At 63.6% G+C, this 24,022-nt stretch carries 15 protein-coding genes; 8 read left to right on the plus strand and 7 right to left on the minus strand.

The annotated features are described in order from the left end of the window. The first annotated feature begins 4 nt into the window (after window positions 1–4). The 3 genes from ACSBM8_RS14000 to ACSBM8_RS14010 all read left to right on the plus strand — a co-directional run bounded on the left by ACSBM8_RS14000 (window position 5) and on the right by ACSBM8_RS14010 (window position 4,183). Window positions 5–475, plus strand: a complete 471-nt coding sequence (locus ACSBM8_RS14000) for a (2Fe-2S)-binding protein (RefSeq protein ID WP_442678612.1) — start codon at window positions 5–7, stop codon at window positions 473–475. Next, complete coding sequence (locus ACSBM8_RS14005; protein WP_442678613.1) at window positions 472–2,784, plus strand: molybdopterin cofactor-binding domain-containing protein; 2,313 nt, start codon at window positions 472–474, stop codon at window positions 2,782–2,784. The genes ACSBM8_RS14000 and ACSBM8_RS14005 overlap by 4 nt, the downstream gene beginning before the upstream one ends. Before the next feature lie 433 nt (window positions 2,785–3,217). Then, window positions 3,218–4,183 carry an aspartyl protease family protein gene (locus ACSBM8_RS14010; RefSeq protein ID WP_442678614.1) on the plus strand — a complete coding sequence of 322 codons (966 nt, stop codon included), beginning with the start codon at window positions 3,218–3,220 and terminating at the stop codon, window positions 4,181–4,183. 504 nt (window positions 4,184–4,687) lie between these two features. On the opposite strand, the gene ACSBM8_RS14015 is transcribed toward ACSBM8_RS14010, so the two are convergent. The 4 genes from ACSBM8_RS14015 to ACSBM8_RS14030 form a co-directional block, all read right to left on the minus strand. Further along, window positions 4,688–5,611, minus strand: a complete 924-nt coding sequence (locus tag ACSBM8_RS14015; protein ID WP_442678615.1) for a hypothetical protein — start codon at window positions 5,609–5,611, stop codon at window positions 4,688–4,690. A 38-nt stretch (window positions 5,612–5,649) separates the two neighbouring features. Further along, window positions 5,650–6,918, minus strand: coding sequence for an aminotransferase class V-fold PLP-dependent enzyme (locus ACSBM8_RS14020; protein WP_442678616.1), 1,269 nt, complete (start codon window positions 6,916–6,918; stop codon window positions 5,650–5,652). A gap of 11 nt (window positions 6,919–6,929) precedes the next feature. Then, a complete protein-coding gene (locus ACSBM8_RS14025; protein WP_442678617.1) occupies window positions 6,930–9,335 on the minus strand; it encodes a TonB-dependent receptor plug domain-containing protein in 2,406 nt (801 codons plus the stop codon). 149 nt (window positions 9,336–9,484) lie between these two features. After that, window positions 9,485–12,367 carry a TonB-dependent receptor plug domain-containing protein gene (locus ACSBM8_RS14030; protein WP_442678618.1) on the minus strand — a complete coding sequence of 961 codons (2,883 nt, stop codon included), beginning with the start codon at window positions 12,365–12,367 and terminating at the stop codon, window positions 9,485–9,487. A gap of 431 nt (window positions 12,368–12,798) precedes the next feature. Between ACSBM8_RS14030 and ACSBM8_RS14035 the strand changes: the two genes are divergently transcribed. Further along, complete coding sequence (locus ACSBM8_RS14035) at window positions 12,799–14,112, plus strand: MFS transporter (protein ID WP_442678619.1); 1,314 nt, start codon at window positions 12,799–12,801, stop codon at window positions 14,110–14,112. Window positions 14,113–14,447: 335 nt separating this feature from the next. Then, window positions 14,448–15,233, plus strand: coding sequence for an alpha/beta fold hydrolase (locus tag ACSBM8_RS14040; RefSeq protein ID WP_442678620.1), 786 nt, complete (start codon window positions 14,448–14,450; stop codon window positions 15,231–15,233). Between the two features lie 276 nt (window positions 15,234–15,509). On the opposite strand, the gene ACSBM8_RS14045 is transcribed toward ACSBM8_RS14040, so the two are convergent. Then, complete coding sequence (locus ACSBM8_RS14045; protein WP_442678621.1) at window positions 15,510–16,595, minus strand: GAF domain-containing protein; 1,086 nt, start codon at window positions 16,593–16,595, stop codon at window positions 15,510–15,512. A gap of 309 nt (window positions 16,596–16,904) precedes the next feature. Here ACSBM8_RS14045 and ACSBM8_RS14050 point away from each other — a divergent pair, with 309 nt between their 5' ends. Continuing rightward, window positions 16,905–18,521, plus strand: a complete 1,617-nt coding sequence (locus ACSBM8_RS14050) for a GMC family oxidoreductase (RefSeq protein WP_442678622.1) — start codon at window positions 16,905–16,907, stop codon at window positions 18,519–18,521. A 127-nt stretch (window positions 18,522–18,648) separates the two neighbouring features. Further along, entirely contained in the window at window positions 18,649–19,425 is a 777-nt protein-coding gene (locus tag ACSBM8_RS14055; RefSeq protein ID WP_442678623.1) for a winged helix-turn-helix domain-containing protein, read from the plus strand. Window positions 19,426–19,454: 29 nt separating this feature from the next. On the opposite strand, the gene ACSBM8_RS14060 is transcribed toward ACSBM8_RS14055, so the two are convergent. Then, a complete protein-coding gene (locus tag ACSBM8_RS14060; RefSeq protein ID WP_442678624.1) occupies window positions 19,455–20,321 on the minus strand; it encodes an alpha/beta fold hydrolase in 867 nt (288 codons plus the stop codon). A 287-nt stretch (window positions 20,322–20,608) separates the two neighbouring features. Between ACSBM8_RS14060 and ACSBM8_RS14065 the strand changes: the two genes are divergently transcribed. Next, window positions 20,609–21,361, plus strand: coding sequence for a response regulator (locus ACSBM8_RS14065; protein ID WP_442678625.1), 753 nt, complete (start codon window positions 20,609–20,611; stop codon window positions 21,359–21,361). A 51-nt stretch (window positions 21,362–21,412) separates the two neighbouring features. Here the strand turns inward: ACSBM8_RS14065 and ACSBM8_RS14070 are convergent, their stop codons facing one another. Continuing rightward, window positions 21,413–23,818: a DAHL domain-containing protein gene (locus ACSBM8_RS14070; RefSeq protein WP_442678626.1), complete on the minus strand. Its 2,406-nt coding sequence runs from the start codon at window positions 23,816–23,818 to the stop codon at window positions 21,413–21,415. Window positions 23,819–24,022 lie beyond the last annotated feature (204 nt).

Consider the following 24,022-nt stretch of genomic DNA (forward strand, 5'->3'; position numbering starts at 1 on the left):
CGCCATGACCAGTTTCACCATCAACGGTCGCGCCGTCACGGTCGACGCAGAGGACGACACGCCGCTGCTATGGGTGATCCGCGAGGATATCGGACTGACCGGAACCAAGTTCGGCTGCGGCATCGGCATGTGCGGCGCCTGCACCGTCCATGTCGGCGGACGCGCCACCCGGTCCTGTATCACGCCGGTGGGGTCGGTCGCGGGTGCGGCAGTCACGACGATCGAAGGGCTCGATCCGGCCGGCGCGCACCCGGTCCAGCAGGCGTGGCGCGCGCTGCAGGTGCCGCAATGCGGCTACTGCCAATCGGGCCAGATCATGCAGGCGGTTGCGCTGCTCACGGATTTTCCGCAACCGAACGACGAGACTATCGACGCGGTGATGGACGGCAGCCTGTGCCGCTGCATGACCTACGTCCGCATCCGCGATGCGATCAAGCGCGCCGCCGCGGCGATGCCCTCGGGAGCCAAAGCGTGAGCCGCTTCGACACGGCAGCCGGGCGCGCACAGCTGTTGTCACGCCGAAACTTCCTGGTCGCGACGGTCGGCACCGCGGCCATGTTCGGCTTTGCGCGCATGGTAGAGGCGGCGATGGATCCGGCTGTGCCGGGTGGCGTTCCGGCCGCCCCGGCAGGCGCGCTATTCGAACCCAACCTGTGGTTTGCGATCGACGCCGACGGGACGATCACCGTGAACATCATCCGCGCGGAGATGGGCCAGCATGTCGGCACGGCGCTGGCCAGGATCCTCGCCGACGAACTGGAAGCCGACTGGAGCAAGGTCCGGATCGTCCATGTCGATAGCGATGCCAAATGGGGCCTGATGGTCACCGGCGGCAGTTGGTCGGTATGGCAGACCTTTCCCGTGTTCAGCCGCGCCGGCGCGGCCGGGCGCATGGCGCTGATCGAGGCGGGGGCGAAATTACTCGGTGTCGGAGCGAGCGCGTGCACCGCGCGCGAGGGCGCCATCCATGCCGGCGGACGCTCGATCGCCTACGGGGATATTGTCAAACGCGGCGGCGTCGCTCGCAGCTTCTCGGCTGACGAGATGGCCAAGCTGCCCATCAAGCCGGTGGCGAAGCGTCGCCTCATCGGCCGGCCCACGCCCGCACTGGACGTCGATGCCAAGACCAATGGCACGGCGATCTATGGGATCGACGCCAAGGTGCCCGGTATGGTCCATGCCCGTCCCAAGCTGCCGCCGACGCGCAACGGATCCAAGGTCGTCTCAGTCGATGACAGCGCCGCGAAGAAAGTGCGCGGCTACCTCCGCTACCTGATCCTCGACGATCCTTCAGGCACCGTGCCCGGCTGGGTGATGGTGATCGCCTCGAGCTATTATGCCGCGATCCGCGCCACCGACGCCCTGGAGGTGACATGGTCCGGCGGCATCGGCGCGACCGTCTCCGAAAAAAATCTGCAGGACCATGCTATCGGCCTGGTAAAGGCCGCCAGCGGCGGGGTCCAGCTCGACATCGGCGACGACGACACGACGCCGAACTTCGCCAATGCCAAGGCGACGACCATCGAGCGTTTCTACTCCACCGCCACCGTGCTCCACTTCCAGCTCGAGCCGGTCAATGCGCTCGCGTTCGAGAAGGACGGCGTGATGGAGATCCATGCCGGGAACCAATGGCAGAGCCTGATCCTGCCGACGCTGGCAAAGGCGCTCGGCATGCCGGAGGCGCGGATCGTGCTGCGCTCCTACATGCTGGGCGGCGGCTTCGGACGGCGGCTCAACGGCGACTATCTGGTGCCGGCGGCGCTTGCGGCCAAGGCGCTCGGCAAGCCGGTCAAGATGGTGCTCACGCGCGAGGACGACGCGCGCTTTGATTCGGTGCGCTCGCCCTCCGTACAGCGTCTGCGCATGGCCTTTGATGGCAGCGGCCAAATCCAGTCGATGGAGCATCATGCCTGCGCCGGCTGGCCGACCCAGGTCATCGCCGGACCAACGCTGCTCGCCAAGACCAAGAAGGGCGGCCAATATGATCCGTTCGCGATTTCGGGGGCCGATCACTGGTATGACGTCGGCCATCAGAAGGTGCGCGCGGTCGCCAACGATCTCGCCAACGACACCTTCCGCCCCGGTTGGCTCCGCTCGGTTGGGCCGGGCTGGACCAACTGGGCGCTGGAGAGCTTCATCGACGAGGCGGCACGCCACGCAAAAGTGGATCCGGTCGCCTTCCGGCTGAAATTGCTGACGGGCACGGGCCGCAATGCCGGCTCCGCCCCCAACGCCGTTGGCGGCGCGCTGCGCCAGGCCGAGGTGGTGCGCCGCGCCGCCGCGCAGGCCGGCTGGGGCGCGACGCTGCCGCCGGACACCGGGATGGGCATCGCCACCAGCTTCGGCCAGGAGCGCGACATGCCAACCTGGGTCGCGTGTGTCGCGCGCGTCCACGTCGATCGGAAGAGCGGGATCGTCCGGGTCGAGAAGCTGACGCTGGTGACGGATGCCGGGACGATCGTCGATCCCGACGGGGCGCTCGCGCAAACCCAGGGCGCGGCGCTGTGGGGACTCAGCATGGCGCTGCACGAGGGAACGGAATTCGTGAACGGCCAGGTCCGGGACACCAATCTGAATAGCTATATGCCGCTGCGCATCAGCGACGTGCCGGAGCTCGATATCGCCTTCGTCGAGAGCGGGGAGGCACCTGTCGGACTGGGCGAACCTGCGACAACGGTGGTCGCGCCTGCGATCGGCAACGCCATCTTCGCCGCCGTGGGTGCGCGCATGCGGCATATTCCGATCACGCCTGACGCCGTGCGTGCGGCCCTTGGTACTCCCTAACCCCTGTCCCGCGACAACTCCGCGCCAACGGCGGACGTCATGGCGGCGCGATGAAGCGACGTAACAGTCGCGCACCTTTCTTCGCTGCGCAGCCTCCGTCCGCCGTTACGTGGTCCCGTCACCCAACCTGCTGGGTGCTCGCAATCCCCACAGCTACCCGTCTGATTTAGAGCGCCGTCACCGGCAGCCCGGATCGCATCGCCCTGAAGAGGCGGTCGGTGCTGATCCGGCGTTGCGGGCGCTGCGACACAGAATGCCCGAACATGGCTCTACCTGACCGCCGTCGCTGTTGCGACTTTGAGGGCCACGCACGGCATGTTCGTGGAGGACGTCGGCGCCAAAGGGCGCGCGGATCCTCTCGCACATCGGGCGCGCGGCGACGCGCAGAATGCGCGGCGAGCCCCGGAAGGATGATGAATTGAAACCCGCACCGATGAAAGTTTCCCTTCTCTTCGCAACGGCACTGATGGGCTGCGGCGTCGCCCAAGCGACGTTCGCCCAGAGCGCTCCGGGCCAGGACGCAGAGGCACCGATTGCCGGCTCGAGCGACCGGCCCACGCTCGCCTCATCCAAGCCGACGACTATCCCATTCGCGCTACGCGACAATCTGGTCGTGATGGATGCAAGCCTGAACGGTCGGACGCAGTCGGCCGTCCTCGACAGCGGCGCATCCGCCTTGATCATCGATCGCCGTAAGGCGACCGCGCTCGGTCTGAACGAGGGCCAGTCGACCGGTGACGCCGCCGGCGCGGGTCCGCAGGCGCAGCAGCTGCGGCCCGTGCATGTCGCCTCCTTGAGCGTGGGTCCGCTTCGCTTTGCGAACTTGCCGGGACAATCGTCGGACCTTCAGCAGCTCTCGACATCGGCCGGCTTTCCTGTCGATGTCCTGATCGGTGCGCCCGCTTTCAAATATGGTGCGGTGCAGGTCGATTACAGGCGACAGCGCGTCACCTTCGGTCCGACCGGCAGCATGGGAAAGTGCGCAAACCCGATCCCGCTGACAATCGTTTACGACGTCCCTGTGGTCGACGTCGAAATCCGACCGACGGCAACGTCGCAACCCGTCCGGCTGAAGCTCGTCGTGGATCTCGGTACGCGGCACCGCGCGGTGATGATCGGAGGGCCGTTTGCCCGGAGCGAGATGGGCAAGGCCTTGATCGCGTCGGGCAAGATACAGCCAATCGGACATGGGATAGGCGGGCAGGTGCAAGGCGGCCTCGCCCGGATCGCCGAATTTCGTCTCGGCGGACAAAGGATCAGCGGACTGGAGGTGGCGCTGTCATCCGGCGTGGCGGCGTTCGAAACGGGCCTGATCGACGGATCGTTGGGCGTTCCACTTTGGAAGTCGGGCAGGATCCGCTTCGATTATCCCGCCCAAACCCTATGCATCGAGACGTGATACGCGCGCAGTTTGCGTGACGGGCGCGCCGGGCGAACGCGGCTGACGGTGACCCATTCGATGCGACGACGCCCCGCATGGGCTCCGGCGGCTATAGCGGCGTGTCGCTGTAGGGTTTTTCCTCGGCAGCCGGCTGGCCTGTCCGGAACCCGCGACAGCAAGCCTGATACTCGCGAAACTCACATCCGGTCAGGCCGACAGAGCCTGCGAGCAGCAAAAAAGGCCGGCGAATCTCTTCGCCGGCCAGGGTGTTCGCAGGAGGAACATCGTACAAGCGGCATGCCGCTCAAATTCGAGCTCCGGACCTATGCGGCGGCGCGGGGGCGCGCGTCGCAGCAGCGGTCTGAGCTGACCGCCTGTTAGTTGGGATGCGCATTTGATTGCGAGCTAGGCGGATCGGACGCCGGATATGAATTTCATAGTTTTACTGACGATCGCGCCGGCAAACCGCCTCCAGGCGACCGGGAGAGCCCGGCTTGCCGCCGCTGTAACGCAGCGGCGCGGTCACGTCGCCTCGACATAGGGGCGGACGTCGCACGTCGTATCGAACAGATGCGAGAATTCCCGCCCGAGCCTCGTCATGCCATCCGGATCGCAATGCTCGGCGACATATAGCGTCTTGAACGCGATGCCCGGACAATTTGTCCGGCAGCGTGCGAGCAACGTCGACCCGCCCGCCCCTTTGGCTGGCCGCACCCGCCGCACTTCGAACCCCAGCACGTCGCGCGCCGGGACCACGAACAGCTGGTGCGTGCACAGGATCAGCGCGGCACCCTCGGCCGCTATCCCGACCTTGTTTTCGATGCGCGGCAGATAGTCCGTGGGATCGCGCGCATATTCCACGTCGGTCTCGCCAGGCGCCTGATCATACAGGCTGCCTGCAGGCAGCGGAACCGACGGACGCGCTGCGGCTATCGGTTGAAAGTTGGCGACCCAGCCAGCCTCCTCGTCGCTCAGCCGCCGGCGAAACCCGGTCAACAGCGTCACATAACTCGCCGTCTTTAGCCGCGGTTCGCGATCCTGCGCCGGATTCACGTTATGTCGCGACATCTCCGTTGGCAGCCAGGCTTGCAGCTCCAGCGAAGCAGGCCCTGACTGCCACACGGACCGCACCATGCCGTGCTCCTCCCGGACTGGCGCGGGGCCAAGCTGCACGGCAAAATGATTTGCGATCTTCTGCAGATTGGTGCGCGCGTCGTCGGCAAACCAGGCGAGACCGGTAAAGCGCACGATCGGCATTTCGGGCGCAAAGCGTTCGAAAATATCGGCCCGCCAGGGCTGCAGAAATCCGGGCGGTCGTATTGCATCGGGGAAGAATATTGCCGGACGCGTGAAGAAGGGATCGTGCGAGATACCGATCCGCGCCTCCACCTGCCCCCGTGGCTCCTGCCAGGGCAGGCCAAGCGAATCCAGCAATCGGGATATCATGTCAGGCCTCATGATCAGCGCGGCAGGCCCGTGATGAATCAGGCCCGTTGTGACGTGCGCAACGCATCGACGGCAACGATCAGGCGATCGATATGATCGGGCGTGTTGATGAAGGAAGGGGCGACGCGCACGCAGGCGCCACGGCGGGGCCCGTCGCGTTCGATCGTGAAGATCTTCCAACGATCGAACAATGTTTTCCGGAGCGCGGCGTTCGCGGCCATGGTCGTGACGCCGGTCAGCCGGAACGAGGTTATGCCAGCATGCATGGCAGGATCGTCGGGGGTGAGTATCTCGATACCGGGCCTGCCGCGCAGCGCCTTAGCCCAGCGATCGCGGAGGTAACGCAGCCGTGCCGCCTTGTTGGCGACGCCGATCGCGTCGTGCACGTCGATCGCATCCGATACGGCCAGCAACGCCGCAAAATTGACGGTGCCGGTGTGAATACGCGCGTCGATCGCATCGCTGGGCGCCTCCAGGGGAGAGACGTCGATATCGCCGATCCGGTCGCGGCGAATGTAGACGACACCGACGCCCAGCGGCGATCCGATCCATTTGTGCAGATTAAGGCCGGCAAAATCGACGCCCATCCCGCGCAGCGAGAATGCGGTCTGGCCCAGCGCGTGCCCGCAATCCAGCAGGACGTCCGCCTTATGCTCGCGAGCGAGCGCGGTGATGTCCGCCACCGGCGGGATCAGGCCGGTGCGATGGCTCAGATGGGTCAGCAGCACCATGCGAACATCGGGATTGGCTGTCAGTGCCTGGGCATAGGCATCGATGATCGCATCGCGGCTGGCCGGCTCCGGCAGCGCGATCTTGACCACGCGCACACCGCGCCGGCGCGCGAGCGATTCCATCGCCGTTTGCATACTGTCATAATCGAGATCGGCATACAGAACGGCATCGCCCGGACGCAGCCGGTTATAGCCCAGGATCAGTGTCTGCATCGATTCCGTGCCGCCGCGGGTGAAGGCGATCTCCGCGGGATCGACACCCAGCAAGGTCGCTACCTTCAGGCGGACGGCGCGAAGATCCTGTCCGATCGCGCCGCGCGTATAAAGTGTCGTCTCCCGATTCACCCGCTCGACATGCGCCGCATAGGCGATCCGCACCGACCGTGCCATGGCCCCGAAATGCCCGTTTTCCAGTTGGATGACATCCGCAGGCGGCGCGTCGAACAGGTCCTTAACCCGCCCCCAATAGTGCGCGTCGTCCGGGGATGCCGCCTGGGCGTTCGCGACCAGCGCAAGCCCCGCGGGCACGGCAGCGACCGTCCCGAGAAATCCGCGGCGTGAAAGATCATCAGCCATGGCGGCGCCCCTCAGTAACGGAATTCCAGCCGCGCATAATAATTGCCGCCATTGGTGTCGTACGGCGAATTACGCGAATAGACGAGGCCCCGGCTGGCCTGGAAAATAGCCTTGTCGGGATAGGTGCCAAAGATATTCTCCGCACCGATACGCAGCGTGAGCTTGCTGCCGAACGCGTAGGCGACCGAGGCATCGAAAAAGGCGACGCCGCCAAACTTCTGGAAGATGTCCCCGCTCGCATTACCACTGGAGTCGGTCCACGGCCCATAATAGCGCATCCGTCCAAGCAGGGTCACCGGGCCGACTTCATAGGTCACCGTGCCGGTCGCATTGTGCTTGGGAATGCCCTCTTCGAAGATCGTGCGCTGCGTTAGATTGGCTGCGGATGCGAGCGAACCGGACAACACTTTCGTGTCGGTATAGGAATAAGCTGCGGTGGCGTTCAGCCGCCCGGGGCCCACCCGATGCGCATAGGAGACGACGAAGTCGATCCCTTGGGTCCGCGTGTCGAAATCATTGGTGAAGAAATTGACGTTGGTGAAGTCATTCGCGCCCGAAACGCCGAGCGCGACCAGCTGTGCACGGATCGCAGGGGTCACGGTGAACGTCGCCGACGTGCTGAAGCGCTTCTCGACCTTGATCCGATAGGCGTCGACCGATCCGCTGAAGCCGGAATTGGTGCGCCAGACGAGCCCGCCCGTCAGCGTGCGCGATTCCTCCGGCTTGAGCGGCTTGGCGCCGAAGAATTCGGCGACCGGGTTCAATGGCGAGAGCCGCCCGGTCGTGAATAACTGCAAAGTGCGCGTATCGAGGCCCTGGCTGATGCTGGTCGCGTTCAGCTGCCCCGGACTCGGCGCCTTGAAGCCGGTCGAATAGGCACCCCGCACGGCGATACCGGGCGTGAGCTCCAGGCGGGTGGATAGCTTGTAATTGAACGTGTTGCCGAACGTATTGTAATGTTCGTCGCGGATCGCGGCGCCGATTGTCCAGCGCTCCGTCAGCGCGGCCTGCAGGTCGACATAGCCGGCATAATCGGTCTGCCGCCATTTGCCCGCCTGCTGCGGGCCGAAGCCCGGGAAGCCGTTCGATTGCGCGGCAAGCCCCGCGGCCGCCCCCGGCCCGACCTGATAGGATGCGGGATCGCCCGCCTTCACCTTATAGGTTTCAGCCCGTCGTTCGGCACCAAAGGCGATGTTCAGCGGCTTGGCGAGAAAGGGGAGATCGAGCCGGTAGACAGCGTCTGCGTTTAGGTTGAATTCGCGCTGGATCTGATGGCCCAGGTTGAAATCGAATGGGCTGTTCGGCCCCAGCGAGGCGTTGATCGAATTCTTCAGCACGAACCGGCTGTCATTGGTGCCGTAGGATCCGCTGAGGTCCCACGTGAATGCGCTGGTGCCGGTGCTGCGCAGCCCGATCGCGGCCTGACCGTCATTGGCGCGAATGCCTTCGCGCGGGGTGAAGCCGGCCGGATAGATAGCCTTGAGATCGAAGCCCGGGAAAATTGCCGTCTGGCCGAAGATATTGGGGTTGGCGGATGGGTTGCGCCAGTTGATGTCGCTGATGCCGCGGGTGTTGGCGAACGTACCGAAGGCGTAGGCCTCCACCCCGCCCCCCAGCGGCTTGGCGGCGTCCAGCGCGAACTTCAGCGCCTTGAACTCGGGATTGCCCCAATGTTGAACCGGATCGGGCACCGCGATCGTGGGATTTGCGGCCTGGAAGGCGATCGCGTCGGGGCGCTGGCGCGTCCGTGACGTCGCATGGGCATCGCTATATTCGCCGGTGAGGACAAGGTGGCCGCCATCGGGCAAAGCGAACCCCGCCCTCGCGCCGGTCTGCCATTGCCGACCGTCGCCCTTATAATATTGCGATTCCTGGGCGTACGCCGCGTAGCCCGGCTTATCGTCGAGGATGATGTTGATCACGCCCGCAATCGCGTCGGATCCATATTGCGCCGAGGCGCCATCGCGCAGCACTTCGACCCGCCCGATATCGTAATTGGGGATCTGTGCCAGATCGGCCGCCTGCGCGCCGCCACTGTTGAGAAAGGCGGATCGGTGGAAGCGTTTGCCGTTCACCATCACCAGCGTCATATCCGGCGACAGTCCGTCCAACGTCGCCGGGCGCACGAATTGCGGCCCGTCCGCGGCAGGCAGACGCTTCACGTTGAATGTCGGGACCAATTGCGCAAGCGTGGAATCCAGGCTGCTGGAAACCGTTGAACGAACCGTCGCGCCCGTGAAAACATCGATCGGCGAAAGCGCCTCATATTTTGTCTGGGCCTGCTGACGGGTGCCGGTCACGATGATCGTGTCGTCCCCCTGCTCCGGTGTCGCAGTGGTAGGCGCGTCGGCGAAGGCGGGCGTGGCGATCAGCAGCAACGGCAGCAGGCGAAAAGCGCTGCGGCAAAAATCGGTCATGAAGTGGGGTCCCCCGGCGTGAAGCGGAGGCCATGGTCGCGCTCCATGACAGGATGGCGTCAGGAACGGCGAGTTGCGTGGGAATGTTGAGCGATGCGCCAAATCGCCCCGGCAGCGCACTGCCGGGGCGAATGGCATTTCGTCCGGACTTACAGCTTGAACGACAAGCGAACGTACCCGAACTGGCCGGGCACGTCATAGGTCGTCGGATCATAGTTCGGCCCGGTGCAGCTGCTGCAGGCCGGCGGATCCTGATTGAACACGTTGTTCACGCCAACCGTCAGGACCAGACGGTCCGAAACGAAGGCGGGAACCAACGTCACCTGCACATCGCCATAGAAAGTGTTGCCCAAGCGGCTGCCATCGGCCTCTCGCACAGCCTTGATGTAGCGCCCCGTAAACGACGCGCCGACATCGCCCAGCTGCCAGTCGAGCACCGCATTGCCCTTGAACTTGGGATAGGATTGATCGGGGAAGCCGCGCGTGGTGCCTTGATATTTGGTGGTGACGAAGCCGTCGGCCGACGGGAAGGTTTCGGCATATTTCGTCAGGAAATTGGCATTGGCCGACAGCCCGAAATTGCCGATCGACGTCGTTGGTGCCTGATAGTTGAACGTGACGTCGAACCCTTTGGTACGGATACCGCCAATATTCTGCAGTTGCGCATTGATGCGGGAAATCAGTCCGTTGGGCGTGCGCGTAATCGCGGCGCAGCTCAGCGCATCGCCCTCTTCGGCGCAACGGCTGAGCGTCAGCTGCGCGTCAACCGGCGCAATCGCGTCGGAAACTTTCACGTCGTAATAATTGACCTCCAGGCTGAGATTGCGGGCAAATCCCCCACTCCGCGCCCAAGCAGGAGAATAGACGCCCCCGAACAGCCATGTACGGGACGTTTCCGGACGCAGCGCTTCATTACCGCTGGTTAACACACCCAGCTGCCCGCCCCGTGGCTCCTGATAGCTGCCATTGGCCGGTACGCCATTTGCGGTGCAGTTCGCTCGGACGGTGGCGGAGGATTGATATGGGGACCCAGCCACATTGGTGCAGGGATCGTTGATCGCGGCATCCGAACGCGATGCCCCTCCGAACAATTCCCCGATGCTCGGCGCCCGGAAGCCTTCCGCATAGGAGGCGCGGAACAGAAGATCGTTGACCGGCTTCCACAAACCGCTCGCGGTGAACGTCGTATTGTTGCCACTGGTCGAATAACGCGAATGGCGCACGGCGCCGTCAAATTCGAGCGACTGGATAAGCGGCGTGTCGTGGATCAGCGGGACGCGAACTTCGCCGTAAAATTCATCCGAATGATAATGGCCTGCAGCCGCTTCCGACGGAATATCTGCCCCCAGGCCCGCGACGATAATCGCATCCGGCGTGTAACTTCCCTTCTGATACCGATGCTCATAGCCGATCGCGATGCCAACCGGGCCGGCCGGCAGATCGAACAGATCGCCCGTCAAGTTGGCGGTGTAATCGTTAAGCCGCTGCGAGCTCTGATCCCGTTCCGTGAAACCAATGAAGTCGAGCATCGCCGGGGTGACCGAGCCGAGCCCACCGAACAGATTGAAGGGAACGCAGCCACCGGTACAGGCCGAAACCGGGCCGAGCGCCTGGGCAAGTTTGGCGGCATTGATATTGCCGGTGAAGCTCTGCTTGGCGTCATTGATGCCGACGACCGCATTCACATCCCAGTAGAATTTATGGCTTCCGATCAGGAAGGAGCCATCCAGCGTTCCCGTCATGGAGAAGGTGTTGACCCGCTGGGTGTAGGTGCGCTGGCCGGCCTCGACCAGGCGGCGCCGGACGGTCGAATAATTGGCGGGCGGGTTACCGGCTCCACCCGCCGACAGGGTTACACCAAACGGATTATACGGGTTCGTCCCATCGATCGAAATCGTATCGAGCAAATTGCCATTGCCGGCGTCCGGCCCGACGACGAGCGGCAGGAAAGCTGCCTGATTTTGCGATTTGCGGTGCGTGTAATTCGCTTTGAGGCGCAGATTGATGTCGGACGTAATCTCCTGCTTGAAGCTACCGAAGAAGCCATAACGCTCGGACGGCGTCAGGAAGTAATTATAGGGCGCGAAGTTGAAGCGATCTGCGGTCGTCAGCGCGCGGTAGTCGCTATTGGGCCCGGTCGGATCGGCGGGGTCGAAACGAGGGCGGCCCGTAATGGGGTTGGTCTTCACCGTCAGCGTGGGCAGGCCCAGCACGGCATAATAGCCATTGACCGTCGAGCCCGAACAGCCGCCGACGGGATCGGTACAGCTGGTCTGGCCCGGATTGGGAAATTGCGAGATCTTGCGATCGCGGGTGCGGACCGCTTCCTGCTTCACGTAATTTGCGCCGATCACGACGTGCGTCGTCGGCCCGTTAATGCCGTAGCTGGCCTGATAATCCTGGGTATGGCCATCGCCCTGGCGGAACGTGCCGAATTGCCCGGATACCTGCAAACCTTCCTGCGATGCCTTCGTGATGACGTTCACGACGCCGGCCAGCGCGTCCGATCCATAAAGCGGTGACTGGCCCGATTGCAGCACCTCCACCCGATCGATCATGTTGACCGGGATCGTGTTGAGATCGACCGTCGACGGTATGCCGCTGCCGGAGGTGCCGTTGACGTAGCGCATGCCATCGACCAGCACCAACGTGCGCTTGGCACGAAGATACCGCAGGTCGATCTCAGCGGAGCCGGCGCCCACGCCGCCGCCGTCGGGCGGATTGCCGATATTGCCGCTATTGTTGACCTTGCTGTTCAGGCCGCCGCTGGCGCTGGGCAGCCGCTGCAGCACGTCGGCCAGCGCGGACAGGCCGGTTCGTTGCAGCGAGGTCTGATCGACCGTAACGACGGGTGAGCTCTGCTCCAGCGGATTACTGCGAATGCGCGATCCGGTGACGACGATCTCCTCGCCCGTATCTGCACCAGGCGCGCCTGCCTCCGGGGTCACCGACTGGGCGAATGCGCCCTGCCCGCACGCCGCGATTAGTGCCGATGCCGAGATACCATAGCGGAAAAACTTGCCGACGATCATGTTCACCCCCTTGTTGATGAACCGGCAGGCTGTTCTCGAAGGCGTGGACCAACAATATAACAAAAGGTCCATTTTGCGTTGCAACACCGATGCCGCAAATCTGTTACTCAAACGCAACAAACCTGCGACCGGGAATGGTGGATCATGAAGTACGGTCGCGCGGCGCAGATGCGGCCGCGGCAGCCGGCGGATGCGGGATAGATGGCTACAATCGACACAGTTTGGAAATTGGTGATTTCCTGGTTCACCGAAATGGTCTTCGGGACGCATCGCACAGCGCCACGGCCCGGCGGATGCTTCATCCCTGATTGTCTGGAACGACGTTCAATGACTTCGACTTGCTTGAACAGCGCCGCTTTGCGGAGCCGTAGGACGCGGACCAACGCGGTTATTGTGCCGATGGTACATCTCGCGCCCAAAGTTGCGGCGCGATGAGCAGCAAGATTGCGCGCCTGCCGGATGCATCCCTTCAGCGGCGGATGATCGTGCTCGCAGCGCTCGGTGGTGCGCTCGAATATTATGACTTCGTGATTTACGGCATCTTCGCCCAATCGATGGCGGCCGCATTCTTTCCGAAAGGGGATCCGCTGGCGTTGACGCTGGCCTTTGCCGTGTTCGCGATTGGGTATCTGGCCCGCCCGATCGGGGGGATGATCTCGAGCCATTTCGGCGATCGCTATGGGCGAAAGACCGTCTTCATCCTGACGATCACCGTCATGTCGCTGTGCACGCTCGGGATCGGCGCGATCCCGACCTATGGCTCATGGGGTATCACCGCCACCGCCCTGCTGGTGCTGCTGCGGTTTACGCAAGGGCTGTGCGTCGGCGGTGAACTGCCTGGCGCGATCACCTTCGTCGTCGAAAGCAGCGGCGCACGGCCCGGTTTCGCCTGCGGCGTGGTGTTTGCCCTAGTCAATAGCGGCGTCCTGCTCGCAGCCTTCGTCAATCTTCTGCTCAGCGCCTGGTTGGGGCCTGCAGCGATGCTCGAATATGGTTGGCGCTATGCCTTCGTCGTCGGCGGGGTGATGGGCTTCGCGAGTATCTTCCTGCGCCGCAGCCTGGAGGAGACGATCGAATTCCTGAATATTCGTCATGCCGCGGCCCGCCGGCCGGTTGTGGAAGTACTCCGCTCGCAATGGCGCGACATCGTGCTAGGTTGCGCCGTGGTGGCCCCGACCGCCGGGTTCAACGGTCTGCTGTTCGCGCACATGCCGGCCTATCTGGGTCAGGTTCTGGCCTATCCGCAGCAGGACGTTGCCCGCGCGATGAACGTGGCTTTGCTCGTGATGTCCATATCCCTGCTAGCCGCCTCCTGGTGGGCGGATCGGGTGCCGGCGCGCCGTCTGCTGATGATCTCCTCCGCGCTGCTGGTCGTCGCGGCACCGATCGCCTATGCTTTGCTCGCGCGCGGCGATGCGAACCTTCTGCTCGTCTTGCCCCTGTTCGCGCTTGCCGCGGCAGGCGCGAATGGCAGCTTTGCCTATCTGCTCGCCGGCCTGTTCCCGGCCAGGCTACGGTTCAGCGGCGTCGCCCTGTCGCTCAACATCAGCTTCACGCTGTTGAGCGGACTGGGGCCGCTTGCCGCCAACGCGCTGATTGGGACAAGCGGATGGCCGGCCGCGCCTGGATTGATCGTCATTGCGGTCGGACTGATCGGCCTGGCAGCAAGTCTTGTTCTGCGACGCCATGACACATCGCCATCGCGCTTTGCCCGCAAAGACAACAGGTTAAGATCGCTTCACTGATCGATCTCACGCGATGCGCTATTGTATGTTTTGCTTACATTTATTCAGTGAATTCGTAAAAGATGAGTGCTGTTTGCCACGACGACCTTGATCATCGTGACCTCGAATGATTATTGATACTGCAATATACTTGCTCTCGCGGCGCAGACGGCGATGGCGCATCGGATCCAGTAATATTTCATAGCATGCTGTCACACTATCCGCATCTCTGGCGCTCGCTGCACTGGAAGAATGCGGCGATATTGCAGAATCGCGATCGCCCGCCGCATCACGATGACGTCGCCCTGCGCGGTGACGTGCCGCCTCGTCCATCCCGTTCCAGAAGGAGACTTGCTATGATGTCCACTGCCCGAACGCTTCTCGCCGCCGCCGCCATGGTCGCCGGCATCGCCGGTAGCAATGTGCATGCCCAGGCACTTAAGCAGAATGCCCAGGCGAAGGGCGTCAAGAATGTCGTGCTGGTGCACGGCGCGTTCGCCGACGGATCGGGCTGGCGCGGCGTCTATAATGAATTGACCAAGCGCGGGTATAAGGTGACCGTCGTGCAAAATCCGCTCACTTCGCTGGCGGACGATGTCGCCGCGACCAAGCGCGCGCTGGATCAGCAGGATGGGCCTGCCATCCTGGTCGGCCACAGCTGGGGCGGCACCGTCATCACCGAAGCGGGCGTCGATCCGAAGGTTGCCGGCCTTGTCTATGTGTCCGCGCTATCGCCGGACGCGGGCGAAACCACGGCCCAGCAATATGATGGGTACAAGACGCCGCCGGAATTCGTTCTGGACACCCGCAGCGATGGCTTTGGGTTCGTGAAGGCAGAAAATTTCAAGGCCGGCTTTGCCGCCGACGTGAATGACGCCGATGCCGCCTTCATGCGGGACTCGCAGGTCGCGATCAATATGTCGGCATTCGGCACCAAGCTTCAGCATGCCGCATGGCGCACCAAGCCGAGCTGGGCCGTGATCGGCACCGCCGACAAGGCCTTCGACGCGCGCATGCTGCAGGCGATGGCCAAGCGCATCAACGCGAAAGTCACCGAAGTCCCGGCCAGCCATTCGCTCTTCATCACCCAGCCCAAGGCGATCGCCGATGTGATTGATGGGGCCGCCAAACAGGTCGGCTGAGGCGCTCCACCGCTGCCATGTCGTCGCCCGCCAATGCGGGCCGGCGGCGTGGCATCGATGACATTTGTAGCGTTTCGCCGCACTCGTGAAAGCGAAATGGCCATGGATATGTGCCAGAGGCCTGCCGGGAAGGCCCATCTGCTGCAGGAGGTTTAGAGGGGTTGGCGCAAGCTCAAGGGCTCGTCAGGCGCGCCGGCGGAGGGGCAAAAGCTCCGCGTCGGCGCGCCCTTCTCCCGAGCCTGCGGCAACACGGAAGCTGACCCGCTGTCAGCGGATCTAGCGGGATTTCCGCACGGCATCGCGCAATTCCTGTTCCGTCTTGCGCAAACGGACCTCGGCCGACCCCAAAGCGGCGAGCGAGGACAGGATTTGCTCCTCGCGTGGGCTCAAGCTTCGGCTTTCATAGTCCAGCACGCACAGCGATCCCACCGGGAAGCCCTCCCCATCCAGGATCGGCGACCCCGCATAGAAGCGGAAACCCGGCTCACCGGCGACCGCGGGATTTTGCGCGAAGCGCGCATCGCTGGCGAGATCTTCGACGACGAATACGTCTTTCTGCATGATCGTGTAATTGCAGAAAGCCCAGCTTCGCGGTGTTTCGCTAAGCGACAGTCCCACCCGCGACTTGAACCATTGGCGACTGGGCGTCAGCATCGCGATCAGCGACACCGGCGCTTTCAGCGCTTCGGCTGCAAGCCACGTCAACCGGTCGAAGGCCTCCTCCGGTGCCGTGTCGAGCAGGCCGGCGCGCTCCAGCGCGACAAGCCGCTGCCCCTCGTTCAGCGCGATCGGAAATGCCGCTTCCGCCAGCGCGGCGACCGGCTCGCCCGCGTCGCCCAGTGATGTCCTGATCGCGGCGATTGCCTCCTCGGGCGTGGCGAACAGGTCAAGCCGTTCAGCATTCTCCCGAGCCGCTTTCTCCTCAAGGCCGATGGCCAGAATCCGGCTATGTCCCAAGGCTGGATTGGTGGCCAGCTTGCGCAGGAATTCGCTGCGATCGGAGGCGCCGTCGCGCACGTCGATCAACACCGCATGCGGGCGCAGCGAAGCGATTGCGAACAAGGCGGCGTGGAGATCGTCGAACGTCTGAATCCCGCACTCGGGGACGTCGGAAAACAGGCGCCGATACGCCTCCAATTGCTCCGTCGGCGCGACAACGATCACGGTTGCGGAGGGCGCGCGCGCCTCTCCGCTTCGCCCGTCGATCAAGGCCTGGATGTCTGATCGGTATACCCGGCGATGCCCTCCGGGCGTCTTCCACGATGGCACCGATCCACCCTCGATCAGCAATTGAGCCGTGCGGATGGATACGCCCAGCAGCTTGGCCGTGTCAGCCGTAGTCAGAATGTCCTTGTTCGGCATGGCGCTGATCCGCTTCGAAAAAAGCGCCGGTACGCGGCGCCGTCAATCCCTACCAGACAGATCACACTGAGCAAAATTATCAATATTGCTAATTTTGATAGATTTGATATCCGGCCTGCGTCTGGACCGGCCCCAAGCTCCGCAAGGTCCCGACCCCGCCAGCGCAACGTGACCATCACGGCGCGCTCGCGGGACCGTGAACAAGGCGACGACCCGCTGGGAATCCCCGCCCTCGATCGACCTGCAGCCGCCGCGTTGGCGCGCTTGCTCACGGCTCACACCGCGGACCGAACAGGAAGGAGTGAAGCGATGACGAGCGCGACCCAGCAGGACGACCGGGACTTTCAGAGGAAGGCCTCGGCGAACCAGGCAGATCTGACCGCCAATATGAAGTCGACCTATGACGTCATCGTCTGCGGCGCGGGCGCATCAGGCTCGGTCGTCGCGCGACGCCTCGCCGAGAATCCCGATGTCCAGGTGCTTCTGATCGAGGCGGGCGGCAGCGACGATGTCGAAGCGGTGCTCAACCCGGCGCTGTGGCCGACCAATCTTGGCAGCGAACGGGATTGGGGCTTCCAGGCGCAGCCGAATCCCCACCTGAACGGGCGCGCGCTGCCGATGTCGATGGGCAAGGTGCTCGGCGGCGGATCGAGCGTCAATGTCACCGTGTGGGCGCGCGGCCATCGTAATGACTGGGATTTCTTCGCAGCAGAGGCGGACGATCGCGGCTGGAGCTATGACAATGTCCTGAACATCTATCGCCGCATCGAAAATTGGCAGGGCACGCCCGACCCGATCTATCGCGGTACGTCGGGCCCGGTGTGGGTGCAGCCCTCGGCCGATCCCAGCCCTGTCGCGCATGCCTTGCTGGATGCGGCGCGGGAGTTCGGCATTCCCACGTTCGACAATCCCAACGGTCAGATGATGGAAGGTCCGGGCGGCGCGGCAATCACCGACGTGCTGGTGCGCGACGGGCGGCGCCAGTCGCTCTTCCGCGCCTATGTCGCCCCGCTGATGGATCGTCCCAATCTCACCGTGCTGACGAACACATTGGTGCGGCGCGTGATCCTGCAGGGCAAGCGCGCGACCGGTGTGGAACTGGTGCGTAACGGCGAGATCCGGACGGTGAACGCGCGCACGGAGGTCGTGCTGTCACTGGGGGCGATGCAGACGCCCAAGGTGTTGCTGCACTCCGGCATCGGCGACGAAACCGAGCTGGCCCGCGTCGGCATCCCCGTCGTCGAGCATCTGCCCGGCGTTGGCCACAACCTGCAGGATCATGTCTCGTTCGGTTGCACGTGGGAATATAAGGAGCCGATCGCGCCGCGGAACAGCGGCAGCGAGGCGACGCTCTACTGGAAGAGCCGCCCCGAATTGCAGGCGCCCGATTTCCTGTTCTGTCAGGTCGAGTTCCCGGTTCCGAGCGAACGCACCGCGGCGCTGGGCGTGCCGGAACATGGCTGGACCATGTTCGCCGGGCTCGCCCAGCCCATGAGCCGTGGACGGTTGCGGCTGCGCAGCAACGACCCGCTGGCGCCGCTCCAGATCGACGCGAACATGCTGTCGGACCCGGATGACATGGTCGCCGCAGTGCGGTGTGTCGAGCTGTGCCGCGAGCTCGGCAATTCGGACGCGTTCCGGCCGTTCGTGGCGCGCGAGGCGATGCCGGGCAATCTGAAGGGAGAGGCGCTCAAGGATTATGTCCGCGATGCCGCCGTCACCTACTGGCACCAGACCTGCACGGCCAAGATGGGACGCGACGCCATGTCGGTCGTGGACGGCACGCTCAAGGTCTATGGCATCGAAGGCCTTCGCATCGCCGACGGATCGATCATGCCGCGGGTGACGACCGGCAATACGCAGGCGCCGTGCGCCGTCATTGGCGAGCGCGCCGCGGAGATGATCCGCGCCACGCATCAGCTGTGATCCCTCCTTCCGCGTGCCGGACCTTCGCTCGGCACAATTCTTAAGCTGCGACGATCCTGCCCATGTCGCTTCGGCCCCAGCCGAACCTTGGGCAGGATTGCACGCCACAGACGGGAAGACCGCTGGAATGTTTCACGCCATCGCCAAATCAGAATTCGCCGTACGCCCGGCGCCGCTCCCCGCTTCCTGTACCCGGATCGGTCGTCTTTTGGTCGTAGAGGACGATCTGAAAATCCGTGGTTCGATCATGGCGCATCTTGCGGAGCAGCAATGCACCGCGGTTGGATGTGGCGCGCTGGATGTCGCTCGCCATCTGCAGGGTCCGCCGCTGAGCCTGATCATCATCAATGCGCGGCTGGGCCCGTTGAGCGGCCTGGATATCCTCCGCCAGATCCGGGAGCGCTCGCATGTTCCCGTCATCCTGTATCGCGACAAGTACCAGGCCAACTTGGAACCCATTATCGGGCTGGAGCTGGGTGCAGACGATTATTGTTCCGGGCCGCTCAGCCCCGACGAGCTCCTGGCCCGGGCCCGCGCCATCCTGCGGCGTCAGGAACTCGGCCGGCGCTTCGCGCCGCAGCTACGCGGTGGCCACCGCTTTCACGGCTGGGAATTGCGCCATTCGACCCGCCGATTGACGTCGCCGGCGGGCGAAGAGGTCAGCCTCACGAAGAAGGAATATGCGTTGCTGAGCGCTCTCCTCGAGGCTCCCGATCGCCCGCTCTCCCGTCTGCATCTCATGCGCGCGACGAGGACGCATGAAGATATTTACGACCGCAGCATCGATGTCCTGGTGCTCCGGTTACGACGAAAGCTTGCCTGCCACCCCTCCGGGGTCGATCTGATCAAGACCGAGCGCGGCTTTGGCTATATCTTCGATGCGCGCGTCGAAACCTTATACTGAGGCGGCATTGCGCATCCGCATCCGTCAATTCAGCGCGTCCCTGACTTGCGTTGCAGAAAGGCCAGGATCGCGCGGTTGAACGCCTGCGATTGCTGCCAGGGCGCGAAGTGCCCGGCGTTCGGAAAGATTTCGAGCCGTGCGCCAGGTATCACTTTCGCAAGATAAGGTGCGTGCGCCTCCGTGATGAACTCGTCATGCGCACCACTGGCAATGGTGACGGGCACGTTGCGGATGGTGGCGAGTTGGGCGGCGCTATATTGCGGCTGGTGCGCCTGCATCACCCGCACCGCTTTTTGTAGCCGGGCAAACCCCTGCGGATTGCCGGAGAGCGCGGCATGATCCGCGGCCAGCCGCGGTCCCACGACACCCAGGATCGGCGCCGCGAACGCGTCGCTGCGCACACCCTGCTGATCCATATTCGCGCCGAACGCGTAAAGGCGATCCACGCGGGGCGCATGATGCATCGCCACGAGCAGGCCGATGATTGCCCCGTCGCTCCAGCCGACAATCGCCGCGCGCTTGAGGCGAAGCTTGTCCATGACCGCGACGACGTCCGTAGCCATCAATTCGTAGCTGAGCGGCCGATCGCCCAACGTGCTGCGTCCATGGCCTCTGCTGTCGATCAGGATCACGCGATACCCCGCTTTCACCAGCGCAGGCACCTGATCGCCCCAACCGCGGCTGCTCGACAGACCACCGTGCAGCAGGATCACCGGCCGGCCGCTGCCGACGCTCCCGAACCAGATGTCGGCCCCGTCATGCCGCGCGACACCCGTCATGTGCAGCGTCGGCAGTGCCGCGACCGCGGGGACAGTTTGCGGGGGCGGTAACGCTTGCGCGGATGCGGTTATCGACAGGGCAAGCGACAAGCCCAGCAGGATGGAACGTAGCTGCATCAAAAGTCCCTGTTATGTGAGGCCGATCATCCAACCCGTACGGCCACGGGGTTGGCTCTGCACGGTGGTGGCCGCGTTTTACCAACATGCCGCATTCTGCGCGATGCCCGCATGGCTACGTCTGACATGCGTCGATCGGCGCGGAAATCGCTCGTTCCATCGCCCGATCCGCTCGGTCACAGCGGAATTGCGCAAATTTCGTTACGTCTGTGATCCAAACTATTCTTGATCGATGCCGGCTTCCCTAGGGAGGCGATCCAAGCTGTGCAGGATATTGCGAGGATCCATTGAGCTATATCGACACATCCGAGATTGCCTTCCAAGCCAAAGCCGCGCGCATTTTGGTCGTCGACGACGATCCAGCCATGCAGCGCATGATCGTCAGTTACCTGACGGAGCATAATCTGCGCGCCACCGCCGTATCGGGTCGCAGGGGCCTTCTGCACGCCTTGGTGGGACGCGAACCCGATCTGGTGATCCTGGATCTTCATCTCGGCGAAGATGATGGGCTGGAGGTGCTGCGGGAGCTGCGCGCGAAGAGCGTGACCCCCGTCATCCTGATTACGGGCAATCGTCGCGAGGAGATCGATCGGGTCGTCGGGCTGGAACTGGGCGCCGACGATTACCTCACCAAGCCCTTTGGCCTGCGCGAATTGCTGGCCCGTGTGCGCGCCACACTCCGGCGCCGTTCGATGGATCGGTTGAGACCCGCGCGTCAGTGCGAGGCGTCCTTCCGTTTTGCCGGGTGGCAATTCGATCAGCGTAACCGGCAACTGATTTCACCCAAGGGCGACCTCGTTTCCTTGACCAAGGGCGACTTCGCGCTGCTGAGCGCCTTTCTCCAGGCCCCGCGGCGAACCCTGTCGCGCGAGCATCTCCTGCAAGCCACGAGGGTTCACGAAGATGTGTTCGACCGCAGCATCGACGTGCAGATCCTGCGCCTTCGCCGCAAGCTGGAGGAGGATGCCCAGGCGCCGCGTTTGATCCTGACCGAGCGCGGCCTGGGGTATCGGTTCGATGCGGATGTCGAGCTGATGTGACGCCGATGGGGCGTGTTATCTTCACGGTTTTATGGCGCGGATCGACCGGGATCAGCGCGCCTCCGCCATCAGCCCGCCGATAATCCCCGGCAGCCGATCGGCGAGCTCCTTGCGCCGCAGCGGATAGGCGAATTTCGGCGCCGCGAACCGGCTGTGGAGCAGCTGCGCCTCGGGCGTTGCCACCAGCACCGGACGGCCGGCCATGCGTGCCGACAATGCCTCTGCGGACTTCAGCGCAATTTCGGTGTTGAACGATGTGATGAGAGCGCCGTCGCACTCGTCCAGCGCCGCAGACATTGCCGCTATTCCGGTCGAGAGAGGGAAGCCGACCGGCTCGTAACCGAGTTCGGCCAGCAGCTCTTCCTCCTCGGCAAGCTGATCGGGTTGCGCGAGCAATATGATCCGGGCTCCGTCGCCGGCGATCGTGCAATCCTCCGCATCGTCTCGCTGCGGCAACCAGACCGAGAAGGACGCGCCGCGATCGCGGTTTTCGACATCGATCGTCCCACCATGATCCTGGACGATCTCCCAGGCGGTGGAAAGTCCCAGCCCGGTTCCACCGACCTTTGTCGTGAAAAACGGTTCGAACAGCCGATCGCGTGCCGCCGGCGCAATGCCCGGCCCCTCATCGTCAATCGAAACGACGATATAGTCGCCGGGCGGAAGCGAACCATGGCTCAGGCGACGCGGTCTGGCCAGGCGGACAGGACGCGCCTGGATCACGACTTCCTGGCTATCGCCCGCATGAACCGCATTGTTGGAGATGTTGAGGAAGACCTGCTGAAGTTCGCTGGCCGCGCCGGTCACCCAAAGCGGTTTATCCGCCGTCAGCAGACGAAAGCGGGTCTGCCGGGCGGATGCGGAGACGAGCCCGATCGTCTCTTTCAGAATATCGAGCAGCTGGGTCGGCCGCTTGTGGGACCGGCCCTGTTTGGCGAAGTTCAGAATTTCGTCGACCAGATTGCGGGCCCGGCCGGCCGCCTGCAGGATCTCGCCGAAATGCGCATAGGCAAAGGAATGTTTGCGCGTGCGTTCCTGCCCCATCTCGGCATAGCCGCCGATCGCACAGAGGATGTTATTGAAGTTATGCGCAACGCCACTTGCCATAGCGCCGATAATCTCCATCCGCCCGGCCCGCGCGACCTTCCGCTCCAGCCGCTCACGCTCCTGCTGCAAAACTTCGCGCCGCGCGCCATGCGCGATCGCAACCAAGGCAGAGGCGAGTCCGGCCATATGATCGGGACGCTGCGCGAAGGCGGCACCACGCGGTTCGAAGCCGATGATGATGCGGCACGGCTCAACCGTTCTGAGCAGCACCAGGTCGTTGATCCCGGCTGCATGCATCCCCTCGGTGACAGCCGGGTGTCCGCGATTGCCGCGCGTGGACGCGAGCACGCGATCTGCCGTCCAGGCATTATTCGCGTCGGCGATCTGAATCAGCCTGCAAAACCATTCCTCTTCACCGCTATTCTCGGGCGCTGAAAAGTGCACCGGTCCGGAGATGCCGGGTATCATCAGCCGCAATTGCTTGGCCTTCAGATAGAAAGCCAGTCGCTCCACGGCATCCTGAACCCGCGCTTCGAACGTCGCATGGGCGGTGTCGATAAGCGGCATGGCGATGGCCGCGCTCAACCGTTCATTGTCCGCCTGGATCTGCAGCTCCCGCGTATGCTGCCGCTGTACCAGGACCAAAGCGGTGACGATCGCCGTCATCAATGCAATCAGAACACCGAACGCGATTTGAAGATGGAGTAGCGCGGTGACGCGGTCGCGTGCCTCTTGACGCAGCAGGCGCTGAAACCGACCGACTTGGTTGTCGATCCGCATCGCTCGTATGGCATGGAGCAGCCTGTCGATCTCAGGCAGGATGACTACCAACTGGCGGGCATGCGTGACCAGCGCGGCCTCGCGCGTGCCGGCGGGCGCGGGCGGCAGCTCATTTAGCGCGGCTTGCGCGCCTGCCACCGTCGGCAAACTCGTATCGAGCGTCAGCTTCAGGATCCAGGCGGACAGGATATTATGCTCTTCGATTGCCGTCCGATCATTGGCAATGACCCGATCGTTGGCCGTGAATTGGGTCAGCGCCTCTTGCAGCCGCGCGTTGCGCCGCTTGAACTGCTGCACCAGATTTTCCTGCCGATCCGCTGCGTCCGTGATCTCGCCCAGAACATGCCTGGCCACCGGGCGCATCGACAGCCGTCGCAGATCGGACAGGCTTTCTTGCGCAGCCGTCAGATCCGCATTGACCGGATCATAGCTTCGCAGCAGCCCGGCCCGCGCCTTCAGCAGATCGACCTGCAGACTGCGTTCGGCGAGCGAATAGCTCATGATACCGTTGCTTGCCGCGCTCGCCCAGCGGCGATTGTCGCTCATCATGCCCAGCGCGACACCCGCAACAAACAAGGTTGCGAGAAGCGTGGCGACGCTCGCAATTCTCAGGACTGGCAGCCATTTCATTAGGAATGATCAGCGCGCGTCGGTCGTCGGCGGCCCGTACATCCGCCCCCTCGGCTGATAGCAACCCGGGTTCTGCGCGATGGCTGAGCGGCACATTGGAAATTGGAAACGTCGCGCTCGCATCTGACACCCGACTGCCTAAGGTCGGAGCATAATGCGCTTGGCAGATTGCGATGCAATTTCCAGCGTTGGCTATAACGTTAC

The sequence above is a fragment of the Sphingomonas sp. ASY06-1R genome, from assembly GCF_052180265.1.
Taxonomy (GTDB): domain Bacteria; phylum Pseudomonadota; class Alphaproteobacteria; order Sphingomonadales; family Sphingomonadaceae; genus Sphingomonas_I.

Bases quoted from the DNA above. Each gene is read 5' to 3' on its own strand.
- ACSBM8_RS14025 (WP_442678617.1), bottom strand. From the start codon at position 9,335: ATGACCGATTTTTGCCGCAGCGCTTTTCGCCTGCTGCCGTTGCTGCTG.
- ACSBM8_RS14020 (WP_442678616.1), bottom strand. From the start codon at position 6,918: ATGGCTGATGATCTTTCACGCCGCGGATTTCTCGGGACGGTCGCTGCC.
- ACSBM8_RS14010 (WP_442678614.1), top strand. From the start codon at position 3,218: ATGAAAGTTTCCCTTCTCTTCGCAACGGCACTGATGGGCTGCGGCGTC.
- ACSBM8_RS14055 (WP_442678623.1), top strand. From the start codon at position 18,649: ATGTTTCACGCCATCGCCAAATCAGAATTCGCCGTACGCCCGGCGCCG.
- ACSBM8_RS14040 (WP_442678620.1), top strand. From the start codon at position 14,448: ATGATGTCCACTGCCCGAACGCTTCTCGCCGCCGCCGCCATGGTCGCC.
- ACSBM8_RS14070 (WP_442678626.1), bottom strand. From the start codon at position 23,818: ATGAAATGGCTGCCAGTCCTGAGAATTGCGAGCGTCGCCACGCTTCTC.
- ACSBM8_RS14000 (WP_442678612.1), top strand. From the start codon at position 5: ATGACCAGTTTCACCATCAACGGTCGCGCCGTCACGGTCGACGCAGAG.
- ACSBM8_RS14030 (WP_442678618.1), bottom strand. From the start codon at position 12,367: ATGATCGTCGGCAAGTTTTTCCGCTATGGTATCTCGGCATCGGCACTA.
- ACSBM8_RS14060 (WP_442678624.1), bottom strand. From the start codon at position 20,321: ATGCAGCTACGTTCCATCCTGCTGGGCTTGTCGCTTGCCCTGTCGATA.
- ACSBM8_RS14045 (WP_442678621.1), bottom strand. From the start codon at position 16,595: ATGCCGAACAAGGACATTCTGACTACGGCTGACACGGCCAAGCTGCTG.
- ACSBM8_RS14050 (WP_442678622.1), top strand. From the start codon at position 16,905: ATGACGAGCGCGACCCAGCAGGACGACCGGGACTTTCAGAGGAAGGCC.
- ACSBM8_RS14035 (WP_442678619.1), top strand. From the start codon at position 12,799: ATGAGCAGCAAGATTGCGCGCCTGCCGGATGCATCCCTTCAGCGGCGG.
- ACSBM8_RS14015 (WP_442678615.1), bottom strand. From the start codon at position 5,611: ATGATATCCCGATTGCTGGATTCGCTTGGCCTGCCCTGGCAGGAGCCA.